This window comes from Clostridium sp. OM02-18AC (genome assembly GCF_003481825.1).
Lineage (GTDB): Bacteria > Bacillota > Clostridia > Lachnospirales > Lachnospiraceae > Brotaphodocola.
Map to the genome: position 1 here is coordinate 22,810 of NZ_QULW01000024.1, position 12,985 is coordinate 35,794.

Sequence of the window (12,985 nt, forward strand, 5' to 3'; positions counted from 1 at the left end):
CCCCAATTTCCCCCAAATGATGAATATCATTATATCCGCATTTTCCTATAAAATCAAACACATATTTTCAACATTTTTGCCTGTTTTCATGAGATTAACATAAAAATACAACATGTTGGAGAACGCATTTTTTTCATCTCAACATGTTGTAAACGAATCTTTGTATTTTTTTTGAACAATTTGCAAATGGAATGGCATCTGGCTCCTACAGATATTTTACCAGCAGAGGATTCACATAAAGTTCCATCCAGATTCCAACAGCCAGCAAAAACACGGTCATACTGATCAGGCGGTCTTTTTTTACCGGCCGGTCTGACCATCCGCTGAACAAAAGGAAAAACAGGCAGAACAGATATGCCAGATTCTGCGGAAACCCGGAAACCAGAAACAAAATTCCTCCTGCCAATCCGCAGCTCCAGATGAAAATGACAAAATTCATTCCACCGGCAAAACTGAACAACGCGGCAAGCAGCAGACTTCCTGCTTTGCGATGACGGCATCGGGTAACAGCAAACACAGCGGTCATCTCCAGAAAACGCAGCAGGAGCAGAACAATCCGGTCTGTCCTGTTGCGCATAGACGCATGCCTCCAGTAATCGGTAATTCCCCTGTATAGTATCTCATAATTGATGATATTTTTATAAAAGAATCCATTGCATGACAGTACAGCAAACAGCCATCCAAAAAACACAGCCGCTGCAAACATCATTCCAGAACGATCTGTCCGCATCCGCGGCACCACCATTTTTCTATGCAGCCCATCTGCTTCGAAACATCCGGGCTGCGTTGTTTTTTCTATACCTATGCATAGACGGGAACAAAATATTCGTTACTGTTCACACATGCGTGCCCAGCTACAAATATTCTTATTTTCCCTGCTTCCCATATTTTGCTGCATACGCCATAATGGCTGCCACAGTTTTGGCATCCGTCATCTTGCCTGTATAAATAAGCTCCTGCAGATCTTCCACACTCCAGCGTTCCACATTGATCACCTCATCCTCATCCAGATGCTGTTTCGACGGGATCAGGTTTCGCGCTACAAATACATCGATTGCTTCATCGCAAAACGCAACCGTTGTATTCAAACTCATCAGATATTCCAGGTTTTCGCAGCGGTATCCGGTTTCTTCTTCCAGTTCCCGGTAAGCACACTCTATCTTTGGCTCATCCGGAGCATCCAGCTTGCCCGCCGGAATCTCCAGCGTTTCCCGATCCAGCGCATTGCGGTACTGACGAACCATAAGAAGCTGTCCGTCATCTGCCACTGCGACTACCGCAGCAGCTCCGTCATGATGAATAAAATCCCAATGGGCTTCATGCCCGTTCGCGATCACCGTATCCTCATAAATCTTTAAGATCGTTCCGGTATATTTCAGCTGGCGGTCTTTACGGATAACTGATTCGATCTTTCCCTGATTTTTTGACTGTCCTGCATTCTGACTCTTATTTTCATCCATGCTCATACTGATTTCCTCCGTTCCTTCTCGTTATCTGATTGTCTTTTCTGATTCTGTTTCCTGTTTTCTTTTCTAGTTTTGTTTTCAGCATTTCCATGCCATTTTTCAGCAGGTTCCTGTCATCTTTCTATGTTCCGTGTCACGATCTGCACCGATCTTCCAGGTTACTGGATTCCCTTGCACTTTGCATAGCAGGCATCCGTTGCCTTCATCAGGGCATTTCGAAGACCATATTCTTCCAGCGCTGCCACACCCGCAATGGTCGTTCCGCCCGGTGAGCATACCTTGTCTTTCAAAAGTCCCGGATGTTCTCCGGTCTCCAAAACCATTTTTGCACTGCCAAGCACCGTCTGCGCCACCAGCTTATATGCGTCAGCACGCGGGATCCCATACTTTACGGCACTGTCTGCCAGCGCCTCGATGAACATGTATACATAAGCCGGAGAACTGCCACTGGCGCAGACTACAGCATCCATCAGTTTTTCATCCACAACCGTCATGCGCCCAAAAGAGGTAAACAGGGTCTCAATCATCTGCTGCTCTTTTTCAGAAAACAATGCTTTATCATAGCAGACTCCCGTCATGCCTTCCCCGACCAACGCCGGAGTATTCGGCATGGCACGAACGATCCGGCAGGCTTTTCCAAACCGCTCCTGGAGATTTGCAATAGAAATGCCCGGTGCGATCGAAATGATGATCTGGTTTTCAGTGACTACATCGCGGATTTCGCCGATCACAGGATCGAACTGCTGCGGTTTTACCGCCAGGATCAGACAGGTACTTTCTTTCGCGCAGCTTACGTTATCCTTTGCATAAGAAACTCCCGTTTCTGCAGACACACGCTCCATATGCTCTTTGTTCCGCACGGAAAAGATAAGTTGATCCGGCTCTACTGTCTTTAAAAGTCCCTTTAAGATTGCGTATCCCATGTTGCCCATACCGATAAATCCAAACTGCTTCATGTCCGTTCCTCCTGTCTGTCGTTCTCGTGACTTGCGTCACTCGCTTGCCTCGCCGTTCGCCATGACCGTGCAAGCACGTTCCTGGCTCTCTTGCGCTCGTTATATTTTACCACAAAAGGCGCGTACTTTCCATACGCGCCTTTGCCAATATCCGGTTTCTATATTCCATATCAGAAATTTTATCTGCCGTTTGCCGGTTCCATGTGAATGGATTTTCCTTTGATGCGGGCATTCTTCATGCACTCCAACACTTCCTCTGCGCAGTCCTGCGGAACTTCCACAAAGGTGTACTTATCATACATATCGATGCTGCCTACCAGACGTCCGGAAATACCGGATTCGCCTGCAATGGCACCCAGAATGTCGCCCGGTTTTACTTTCTGATCCTTACCAATGTTGATAAACAGACGGGCCATATCGGCATCCTGATTCTTTCCTCTGCCGCCACGGCTGTTTCTTCCATCTTTGCCCTTACCATCTCTTCTGCCGCGTCCGTTTCCACGGTCACCGCGGTCACGTCTGGAATCCAGATCATCTAAGGATCTTGCCGGACGGTTATCGAAAATGATATCCTCATTTTCTTCGCCCATGTTCATACGCAGCAGTGCTGCAGCCAGCTCTAACGAGGTGTAATCCTCCTCCAGCAGCTTTTTCTCCAGAATATGGGAAATACGGCTTAAATCCATATCGGTCAGGACTTCCTTTGCCTGATCCAGGATCTTTTCTGCCTTGATCTCGGTGATATCATCCAGAGACGGGATTGCCTGCGGAATGATCTTGGTCTTGCAGTAACGCTGGATATCGCGCAGCTTATACACCTCGCGGCCTACCACAAAGTTAAACGCGATACCCTCACGGCCTGCACGTCCGGTACGTCCGATACGATGTACATAGTACTCGTCATCCTGCGGGATATCGTAGTTGAATACCGCCTCAACATCATCGACATCGATACCGCGGGCAGCCACATCGGTTGCAACCAGGATCTCGGTGCGTCCGTTGCGGAAACTGTTCATAACACGGTCACGCTGTACCTGCTTTAAGTCTCCATGCAGTCCCTCTGCAAAATAACCACGTCCCTGCAGCTCAGTCACCAGCTCATCGACCTGCTTCTTCGTATTGCAGAATGCTACGGAAAGCTTCGGAGCGTACATATCGAGCAGACGGCACATAACCTCAACTTTGGTCTTCGGTTTTACTTCATAATAATACTGGGTTACCTTCGGCACGGTAAGCTCCTTCTTTACCACCTTGACGATCTGCGGATCCTTCTGGAAATTCTCCGCGATCTTCTGGATGGCTGCCGGCATGGTAGCGGAAAACATGACCGTCTGGCGCTCCTCCGGAAGCTGGCTTAAGATGGTCTCCATGTCCTCTAAGAAGCCCATGTTCAGCATCTCATCTGCCTCATCCAGAACAACGGTATGTACCTGGTCAAATTTCACGGTCTTGCGGCGCATATGGTCCATCACACGGCCCGGAGTACCGATGATGATCTGGGTACCGTCCTTTAAACCGCGGATCTGACGCACGATATCCTGTCCTCCATAAATTGGAAGAATCTTGATTCCATGCATGTATTTTGCAAGATTACGGATCTCATCTGCCACCTGGATGGCAAGCTCACGGGTCGGGCAAAGGGCGATCGCCTGCAGTTTTTTCTTTTTCGGGTCGATCTTCTGCAGAAGCGGAATACCAAACGCAGCTGTCTTACCGGTTCCTGTCTGTGCCTGTCCGATGATATCGTGGCCTTCCATCTCTACCGGGATGGCTTTTGCCTGAATCGGGGAAGTCTCCTCAAATCCCATATCGGTCACTGCACGCAGGATGCGGTCGTCTAACTGTAACTCTTCAAATTTTACTGTTTCCATTCATTTTCCTCATTCTATTCTAATCTGTTTTCAGGGGAACACGCAGGTCAATTCCTGTGGGAGAATCCTGCGTTCTCAGGCATGCAACCACCTGCCTCCGACAGATTTTTGCATACGATTTCCATAAAAAAAGAAGATTCAGGATGGTTTCTGAATCTTCTTCAGCACAATTTTGTATTCTAACATACGGAAATTGGAATGTCAATTTTCTTTTCGCGTGCAATCTGGAAGTCTAATCTAGAAGTTTCCGTCCGGCGAAAGTCCCTGATTCACTCCGTATGTATTATAAATCTGCCCAAACGTTCCTTTCGGTGCCTGTGCAATGAACGATGCCCCACTGCCGTACTTTCCATAAAGCTGCATGATCTGCTTCATCTGCTCCCGGTCAATGGCCACACAGCCGGAGGTGGAATCCTTAAATTCTCCGGAGCAATGTAAAAACAAAGCGGAACCCTGGTTTTTGATTCCATTTGGATTAAAGCCTGCGTCAATGACATAATCATAATATCCGGCATAACCGGAGGTTCCGACCTGTTCGCCCTCTCTCGTACTTCCTTTTACCAGACGGTTGGAATCATCTTCCCATACATAGGAGGGGTCCACCTGAATGTAGTCGGACGGAAAGCCTGCTTCCGTCTTTGCCTGGCCAAACGGCGTGTTCATTTTGAACACACCGATCGGCGTGGTTTTATCGCCGGACTGGCGGTGATTGCTCATTCCGTTCATGCCAAGATGACCGGTGGTCTCCACCCGTTTTTCCCAGTTCGCAGCTGTGCTGCTCCGCTCAAATGCGTAGACATCGCAATTGGAAGCACCGGTTCCTTCCACGACGACCAGTACCCGGGCTTCTTCCGGGAGTACGAAGCGGGATACATCCGCTGTTCCTGCCATGACAGAAGCTGCTGCCTGCGCACCCACAGAAACAGAAGCTTCTACGGTCACTGCTTTTCTACCTGTCTCATTTTCCATCTGATTTCCTGCCTCCCCGCTTTCTTTTCCGCCCGGTGCGTCAAAACTTACCTGCACGGATTTCGTTGCTTCATGATCAGTCTGTTCTGCCATTTCCGAAGTCTGCATAGTGCCTGTTGCTGCGTTTGCTCCACTTCCTGCCGTTAAAACCGGCGCAGACAAAAGGGCTGCAGCCATATAAATTCCTGCATGGATTCCCATGTTTCTTCCTCCATCTGTACTTTATGTGCCTTATACTTTAAACCGATACCCGACGCCCCAGATCGTCTCAATGTACTGCGGCTTTGCGGTATTGAACTCAATCTTCTCGCGGATCTTCTTAATGTGCACGGTCACCGTAGCAATGTCACCGATGGAATCCATATCCCAGATTTCCCGGAACAGCTCTTCCTTCGTATATACATGATTTGGATTCTGCGCAAGGAAGGTTAAAAGATCAAATTCCTTTGTAGTAAAGTTTTTCTCTTCTCCGTTCACCCAGACTCTGCGGGCGGTCTTATCGATCTTTAATCCACGGATCTCAATGATCTCATTTCCCGGGTTGCCACTTCCGATCAGGCGCTCATAGCGGGCCAGATGCGCCTTTACACGCGCTACCATCTCACTCGGGCTAAATGGCTTGGTCATGTAATCATCGGCTCCAAGTCCAAGTCCACGGATCTTGTCGATGTCGTCTTTTTTTGCGGAGATCATGATGATCGGCGTATTTTTCACCTGGCGGAACCGTCTGCAGATTTCAAATCCGTCCATGCCCGGAAGCATCAGATCCAGGATCAGAAGATCAAAATCTTCGTTTAAGGCACGCTCCAGTCCTACATCTCCCTGCTCCTCCAGTTCTACTTCAAATCCGCTTAACTCCAGATAGTCCTTCTCAAGTTCTGCGATGCTGGTTTCATCTTCAATGATCAGAATTCTGCTGCTCATTCTGTATTACCTCCTGATATTTTCTCAGCACAAAATGCATCTCTGTGCCGATTCCTTCTTTGCTGGTCGCCCAGATGCGGCCGCCATGATCTTCAATGATCTTTTTGACAATGGAAAGTCCGATCCCGCTTCCACCCTTGGACGAATTCCGGGATGAATCCGTGCGGTAAAACCGGTCGAAAATATACGGCAGATCCTTTGCCGCAATCCCCTTACCATTATCTTCGATTTCAACCTGGATAAAATCACCCACATCCTTGATGCGGATATTGATGATTCCCTTTGGTTTATCTAAATATTTCACCGAATTGCTGATGATGTTATTGATGACGCGCTTCATCTGCTCCGCATCCGCGATCACCTCTACGTCTTCATTTACATAGTTGAAATATCCCAGCTCAATCCCCCGGGATTCCATATCCAGCCCGACTTCTTCCGCGCAGTCACGAAAATAGCCATTTACATTGATCCGGGAAAAGGTGTACGGGATCTTATTGGTATCGATCTTGGAATAAAAGGTCAGCTCATCGATCAAACGGTCCATATCATTGGCCTTGTTGTAGATGGTCCGGATGTATTTGTCCAGCTTTTCCGGTGACGATGCCACACCATCTAAAATGCCTTCCACGTACCCCTTGATCGCCGTGATCGGCGTCTTCAGATCATGGGAAATGTTACTGATCAGCTCTTTATTTTCATTGTCATACTGGATTTTCTGCTCGGCACTCTCCTTTAACCGGATGCGCATCTCCTCAAAATCCTGGCAAAGCTCGCCAATTTCATCATCTTCCTCGATATCCAGGGTAAAGTCCAGATTGCCGTCCCGGATTTTCCGGGTCGCTTCCTGCAATTTACTTAACGGACGCAGGACAGAACGGTAAACCCAGATTGTCAGGGAACCGCAGATAAACATCAGCATGAGTACCGCTGTGATCATAAGCTGGGCGATCATACTCTTGACCTCCGGACCAAACTGATCCATCCGGTAAACCATGAACAGACGTCCCACAGACAGCATCAGCCCCACAAACAAAATAGGCAGTACACTGAACGTGACAAATGCAATGGCAAGACGCGTTTTTAATTTCATAAAAATACACCTCTTTCTACTGGTATCAGTATACCATAAAGAGGTGTATTCCGTTTATAAAACTATTCTAAATTTTCCAACAATTATTTATGATCGTTTACGCAACGCATGGACCGCAACATTGCAGCTTCCACAACACATCCAGTTAGTTTCCGCATTCAATGCTGATCTCGTTAAACTTCTCCAGAATGTGATCGATCTGAATCTGTTTCTTTTCTTCTCCTGCCTTGTCGATGATCACATGGCCCTGATGCATCATCAGCAGGCGGTTGCCGTACTCAACCGCATAGCGCAGGTTGTGGGTGACCATGATGGTTGTCAGATGCTTTTCTTTTACGACCTTGTCTGTCAGTTCCATAATGATGTCTGCGGTTTTCGGATCCAGCGCTGCCGTGTGCTCATCCAAAATCAGAAACTCGATCGGTGTCATGGTGGACATTAAAAGTGCCATAGCCTGACGCTGGCCGCCGGAAAGCACTCCGACCTTCACATCCATCTTATCTTCCAGGCCAAGTCCCAGCATGTGGAGCTGTTCCCGGTAAAATTCAATGCGCTGGCGGTTCGTGCCAGGGCGTAAGTTAAACGGTTTTCCCTTGTTGTCAGCCAGTGCCATATTTTCCAGGATCGTCATGGACGGGCAGGTTCCCATTGCCGGGTTCTGGTACACACGGCCGATCCGTCTCTGCCGCTTAAACTCCGGCATATTGGTGATGTCCTGACCGCCGATCCTGATCTGACCATCATCCAATGGGATGCTGCCGCAGATCAGGTTCAGCATGGAAGTCTTGCCGGATCCATTGGAACCCACCACCGACACAAACTGTCCATCCTCGATGGAGAGGGAAAAATCATGGAAAAGGCACATCTCGTTGACCGTGCCCGCGTTATAGTATTTGTGGATATGGCTTAACTCAAGCATGTGCCTTTACCTTCCTTTCTTTCCGGTTGCTCGCAACCAGAATGATCAAAAACAGAACTGCCGTGATCAACTTTAAATCCGACGCTGCCATGCCCAGGGCGATTGCCAGGGATACGCAGGCTTTGTACACGATAGAACCGAAAATAACTGCCGTCGTTGCTTGCACGCTGCGGAAGCGCTTCAGCAGCTTCGTACCGATGATCACACTCGCCAGGCCGATGACCATGGTTCCGGTACCGGTGCTGACCTCAAAAAAGCCTTTCTGCTGGCAGTATACACAACCAGCCAGGGCAACAAAGCCATTTGCAAGGGCCAGGCCAAGAATCTTGACCATTCCCTTATCTTTCGCAAGAGAAGTAACCAGCACCTCATTATCGCCGACCGCCCGGAGCAGATACCCGGCGCGGGTTTTTAAAAACAGATCCAGTAAAACCTTGCAGACCAGAATGATCACAAACAGGATAATGCAGACCAGATACGGATCCAGGGCTTTCGGAACAACCGCTTCCAGAAATGCATTTTCAAAAATCGTTTCCTTGCTGAAGATCGGCAGGTTTGCCTTTCCCGCGATCCTTAAGTTGATGGAATACAGTGCCGTCATCATAATGATGCCTGAGAGAAGATCCCGCACCTTCAGCTTTACATGGATCAGGCCGGTGATGCATCCGGCTAAGAGTCCTGCCGCAAAGCTGATCAAAAGTGTAAGCACCGGATGCACGCCCTTTAGGATCAGCATCGCTGTGACAGCCGCTCCCATCGGGAAAGTTCCGTCCACAGACAGATCCGGAAAATCCAGGATTTTATAAGTAATGTATAAGCCGAGTGCCATGATCGCGTAGATCAGACCCTCCTCAATGACGCCAATGATGATAGACATGTGTTTCCTCCGAATTTCTAAACGCACAGGACGGGGCAGCCCTGCTTTGTGTGATGATGAGTCTGCCCCGTTATGTTCTGCATCCTAGTTTGTTGTGATTTCATCGAACAGTGCTGCCGCATTATCAGAAAGCTCTGCCGGAATGGTGATGCCAAGGTTTTCAGCCACCTTGTTGTTGCCGTAGAAAGCAGCCTCTTCAATGACTTCAAAGTTCATCTCGCTTGCTTTCTTCTCGCCCTTTAATACCTTTGCTGCCATCTTGCCGGTCTGCTCGCCAAGGCTGACGTAATCCAGTCCGACGGCTGCCAGACAGCCAATCTTAACCTGCTCGATCTCGCTTCCGAATACCGGGATGTTCTTCTTTGCAGCCTTATCCAGGATGACCGGAAGGGAGCTGACTACGGTGTTATCGGTTAAGTTGTTGATGCAGTCAACCTTCTCAACCAGTGCATCTGCTGCCAGCGGAATGTCTGCCGTGGAAGAAATGCCGCTCTCTACGATCTCAAAGCCATACTCCGGAGCTGCTTTCTTGTATTCCTCAATTGCGGAAACGGAATTGATCTCGCTGGTGCTGTACATGATACCGATGGTCTTTGCATCCGGAAGCATGGTGCGGATCATCTTTAACTGGCTCTCTACCGGAAGTTTATCGCTGGTACCGGTGATCTCACCAACCGGGGTTCCATCTGCATTGGCAAGCTCTGCCAGTACCGGATCCGTTACTGCGGTATAGATAACCGGGATGTCTGCATCTTTTGCTGCGCTGTATGCACTCTGCGCGATCGGGGTTGCAATGGCACAGATCAGATCGGCTTTCTTGGAAATAAAGTTGTTCATGATCTGGCTTGCGGTTCCGCCGTCTGCCTGTGCGTTTTCATACAGGACGGTCAGGTTCTTGCCCTCTACGATTCCCTCATCTGCAAGGCCCTGTAAAAAGCCGGTGCGGCAGTTATCCAGGGAACCATGCTCTGCGAACTGTCCGATACCTACGGTATACTCACCCTCTGCAACTTCCGGTGCCTCTGCTGCATCCGCACTGCTTTCCTCTGCTGCCTGTGTCGTGGTTTCTGCTGCCTTGGTATCTGCTGCAGTTGTCTCAGCGGTCTTGCTGCCGCATCCTGCCAGTGCCATCATTGCTGCCATTGCTGCTGCCATAACTTTCACACTTTTTTTCATAATCAAATCCTCCTTGCCTGTTCTGGTTTTTCATTGTTTTTTACAAGGACAACCCTTAGGCCGGATGCCTGTTCCTGCTAAGTGTTTTCCCGGATCGTATTTCCTGAAAGTTTCATAGGACGCACTTTCCGGAAAATAAAAAAGTCCCAAATACAGATTTCATTCTGTATTTGAGACGAATTCACTTAATCCGCGGTACCACTCAAATTGGTTTGCACCCACTCACCCGTATACTAACATATACGCCGCCAGGTAACGGTTGCGGTTTCCGTCAGTCCCTACTCCCATGTCTTACGAATGTTTTCGTTTTCCCTGGTTTCAGATCTGCCCTCGAAAGTCCATTCAGCAATCCCTTCCATACTGCAATCCCACCACCTGCAGCTCTCTGTGATATCAGCGAAGTGCTTACTCCTCTTTCTCATCGGTTTGTCTTTGTTGGTACTTATCATAATGCGCGAATTCGGATTTGTCAACTACTTTTTTTCTGACAATACAGTCCGACGGGAACCAGCCTGCAACAGTCTACGCTACTGGCTACGCTATAGATTTAGTTTGTCGTAGCTCTTACTCAGATAAATATCCAACCGTTCTTTCAGTGGCTGATATTCTTCGCTCTCCAGATTTGGATCCTGTTTCAGGATACGATTTACTTCTTCGGATACGGTTTTTAATAAATTTGCATCCGTAAAGATATCCGCAATTTTAAATTCCATGTCACCGCTCTGACGCACGCCAAAAAAATCGCCGGGACCGCGCAGTTTTAGATCCTCGGAAGCGATATAAAAGCCGTCGTTGGAGCGGTTTAAAATATTCAGGCGTTCCTGCGTTCCGTCCTGGTCCGAGCAGTTGACCATGATACAGTAAGACTGGTGGGCACCCCGGCCCACGCGTCCGCGCAGCTGGTGAAGCTGTGCCAGTCCAAAACGTTCCGCATTTTCAATCATCATGACCGTTGCGTTTGGCACGTTCACACCGACCTCCACAACGGTGGTGGAAACCAGCACCTGAATCTCACCGGACGCAAACCGCTCCATGATCTGATTCTTTTCTTTGCCTTTCATTTTGCCGTGCAGATACTCTACGGTAATGCCAGCCGGAAGCTTTTCCCGCAAAATTTTTGTGTAATCTAGTACATTTTCCGCCTCGATCAGTTCGCTCTCCTCTACCATCGGACAGATCACATACGCCTGGCGTCCGGCTGCCACCTCGCGGGCAATAAACTTATAAGCTTTGTCACGGTAACCGGTATCTACCACACAGTTTTTAATGGGCAGACGCTCCGCAGGCATCTCATCGATGATGGAAATGTCCAGATCTCCATAAAGAATGATGGCAAGTGTCCGTGGAATCGGAGTCGCACTCATGACCAGCACATGAGGTGTCAGCTCCGGGTCCGTTTCATTTCCCTTGTTTCCCAAAGCTTCCCGCTGGCCCACACCAAACCGGTGCTGCTCGTCGGTAATGACCAGGGCAAGACGGTCGTAATGAACTTTCTCCTGGATCAGTGCATGGGTTCCCACGATGATATCCGCCTCATGAGACGCTATTTTCTCGTAGGCCAGACGTTTTTCCTTTGCCGTCATGGACCCGGTAACCAGAACCACCTGTTTCTCAATGCCATACGTTTCAAACAGTTCCGTGATTGATTCGTAATGCTGCTTTGCCAGTACCTCAGTCGGTACCATCATGGCTCCCTGGCATCCGTTCATGGCAGTCTCTAATAATGCCAGCACCGCCACAATGGTCTTGCCGGATCCCACATCGCCCTGCACCAGCCGGTTCATGACCAGACCGCTCTCCAGATCCTTCCGCACTTCCTCCAGCACTTTTTTCTGGGCGCCGGTCAGTTCATAAGGCAGGGATGCCAAAAGCCGGTCAACCTCAGACGATCTTGAGATGATATAGCGGCTCTTTAGATCCTGACGTTTTTCCTTTAACCGGCGCACCGAAAGCAGGAAGAACAAAAACTCATCAAACACCAGGCGCTTTCTGGCAAACAGCAATTCTTTTTTATCTGCCGGAAAATGAATATGCTCAATGGCATAATTATATTCCGCCAGTTCATAGCGGCTGCGAAGTTCTTCCGGAAGATACTCACGCTCCATCTGCCGCTGCAAAAGAGCCTGCTGCACCGCACGGGTGATTGCCTTATTGCCCAGCCCTTTTGTCTGTCCATACACCGGCTGCATGGAATGCATGACGCCCCGGTACTGCTCCGGTGTGAATACTTCCGGCTGTTCCATGGTCAGCCGCCCGTTTTTTTTGACCACACGGCCACGAAATACCAGAATCTGCCCCATCTGCAGGACATTGTGCAGATACGCCATGTTATACCAGGTCAGCTGCAGGGTTCCCGTCATATCCCGCACATCCGTAATGATGACCTGAATATTTTTAAAGCGGCGCACGGATGGTGTTTTCATCAGCTGCCCAGATACCGCAAACACGCCTTTTTCCCGGAGGTTTCCGATCGGAACCGGCTCTTCATAGGCATCATAGGCACGCGGATAGTCATGCAAAAGTTCTTCTACTGTTTCCACACCCAGTTTGGAAAATAATTTTGCTGTTTTTTCTCCGATTCCTTTCAGACTTGTAATCGGCTGCTGATTCATGGTTCACTTCTCCTCATTCTGTGATCCTAATTTCTGAAATAAAAGGAGAGTTATCCGCAAAGACAACTCCCCTTATAGATTCGCTTTACACCCTAGATTTTCCTTCCGGCTGTGCGTTGTTCCTG

10 protein-coding genes, 1 pseudogene and 1 other annotated feature are annotated in these 12,985 nt (G+C 48.8%); all 11 genes and pseudogenes read right to left on the reverse strand.

Annotation, left to right across the window (positions count from 1 at the left end; genetic code table 11):
* Nucleotides 1–205: 205 nt before the first annotated feature.
* Nucleotides 206–577 (reverse strand): hypothetical protein, encoded by a 372-nt coding sequence (locus DXB18_RS14510; RefSeq protein WP_147355252.1) that lies wholly within the window; start codon nt 575–577, stop codon nt 206–208.
* 289 nt (nt 578–866) lie between these two features.
* Nucleotides 867–1,460 (reverse strand): NUDIX hydrolase, encoded by a 594-nt coding sequence (locus DXB18_RS14515; protein WP_243103523.1) that lies wholly within the window; start codon nt 1,458–1,460, stop codon nt 867–869.
* A gap of 164 nt (nt 1,461–1,624) precedes the next feature.
* Nucleotides 1,625–2,422, reverse strand: coding sequence for a pyrroline-5-carboxylate reductase (gene proC, locus DXB18_RS14520; protein ID WP_118708619.1), 798 nt, complete (start codon nt 2,420–2,422; stop codon nt 1,625–1,627).
* A gap of 179 nt (nt 2,423–2,601) precedes the next feature.
* Complete coding sequence (locus DXB18_RS14525) at nt 2,602–4,293, reverse strand: DEAD/DEAH box helicase (RefSeq protein WP_118708621.1); 1,692 nt, start codon at nt 4,291–4,293, stop codon at nt 2,602–2,604.
* A 237-nt stretch (nt 4,294–4,530) separates the two neighbouring features.
* Nucleotides 4,531–5,463 (reverse strand): L,D-transpeptidase family protein, encoded by a 933-nt coding sequence (locus DXB18_RS14530; RefSeq protein ID WP_118708623.1) that lies wholly within the window; start codon nt 5,461–5,463, stop codon nt 4,531–4,533.
* A 30-nt stretch (nt 5,464–5,493) separates the two neighbouring features.
* On the reverse strand, nt 5,494–6,186 hold the full coding sequence (locus tag DXB18_RS14535; protein WP_118540845.1) for a response regulator transcription factor: 693 nt from the start codon (nt 6,184–6,186) through the stop codon (nt 5,494–5,496).
* Nucleotides 6,161–7,183, reverse strand: a pseudogene (locus tag DXB18_RS14540) (HAMP domain-containing sensor histidine kinase); the annotation flags it as partial. The gene DXB18_RS14535 and the pseudogene DXB18_RS14540, both read right to left, overlap by 26 nt.
* A 238-nt stretch (nt 7,184–7,421) precedes the next feature.
* Nucleotides 7,422–8,195: an ATP-binding cassette domain-containing protein gene (locus DXB18_RS14545; RefSeq protein WP_118540849.1), complete on the reverse strand. Its 774-nt coding sequence runs from the start codon at nt 8,193–8,195 to the stop codon at nt 7,422–7,424.
* Nucleotides 8,188–9,072, reverse strand: a complete 885-nt coding sequence (locus DXB18_RS14550; protein ID WP_118708625.1) for an ABC transporter permease — start codon at nt 9,070–9,072, stop codon at nt 8,188–8,190. Before DXB18_RS14550 ends, DXB18_RS14545 begins: the two co-directional genes overlap by 8 nt.
* 84 nt (nt 9,073–9,156) lie before the next feature.
* Nucleotides 9,157–10,248 (reverse strand): ABC transporter substrate-binding protein, encoded by a 1,092-nt coding sequence (locus DXB18_RS14555; RefSeq protein WP_118540853.1) that lies wholly within the window; start codon nt 10,246–10,248, stop codon nt 9,157–9,159.
* Between the two features lie 168 nt (nt 10,249–10,416).
* Nucleotides 10,417–10,679, reverse strand: a binding site (T-box leader).
* Nucleotides 10,680–10,787: 108 nt separating this feature from the next.
* Complete coding sequence (recG, locus tag DXB18_RS14560; RefSeq protein WP_118708627.1) at nt 10,788–12,860, reverse strand: ATP-dependent DNA helicase RecG; 2,073 nt, start codon at nt 12,858–12,860, stop codon at nt 10,788–10,790.
* Between the last annotated feature and the right edge of the window lie 125 nt (nt 12,861–12,985).

Bases quoted from the DNA above. Each gene is read 5' to 3' on its own strand.
- DXB18_RS14545 (WP_118540849.1), bottom strand. From the start codon at position 8,195: ATGCTTGAGTTAAGCCATATCCACAAATACTATAACGCGGGCACGGTC.
- DXB18_RS14525 (WP_118708621.1), bottom strand. From the start codon at position 4,293: ATGGAAACAGTAAAATTTGAAGAGTTACAGTTAGACGACCGCATCCTG.
- recG (WP_118708627.1), bottom strand. From the start codon at position 12,860: ATGAATCAGCAGCCGATTACAAGTCTGAAAGGAATCGGAGAAAAAACA.
- DXB18_RS14515 (WP_243103523.1), bottom strand. From the start codon at position 1,460: ATGGATGAAAATAAGAGTCAGAATGCAGGACAGTCAAAAAATCAGGGA.
- DXB18_RS14510 (WP_147355252.1), bottom strand. From the start codon at position 577: ATGCGCAACAGGACAGACCGGATTGTTCTGCTCCTGCTGCGTTTTCTG.
- DXB18_RS14550 (WP_118708625.1), bottom strand. From the start codon at position 9,072: ATGTCTATCATCATTGGCGTCATTGAGGAGGGTCTGATCTACGCGATC.
- DXB18_RS14535 (WP_118540845.1), bottom strand. From the start codon at position 6,186: ATGAGCAGCAGAATTCTGATCATTGAAGATGAAACCAGCATCGCAGAA.
- DXB18_RS14530 (WP_118708623.1), bottom strand. From the start codon at position 5,463: ATGGGAATCCATGCAGGAATTTATATGGCTGCAGCCCTTTTGTCTGCG.
- proC (WP_118708619.1), bottom strand. From the start codon at position 2,422: ATGAAGCAGTTTGGATTTATCGGTATGGGCAACATGGGATACGCAATC.
- DXB18_RS14555 (WP_118540853.1), bottom strand. From the start codon at position 10,248: ATGAAAAAAAGTGTGAAAGTTATGGCAGCAGCAATGGCAGCAATGATG.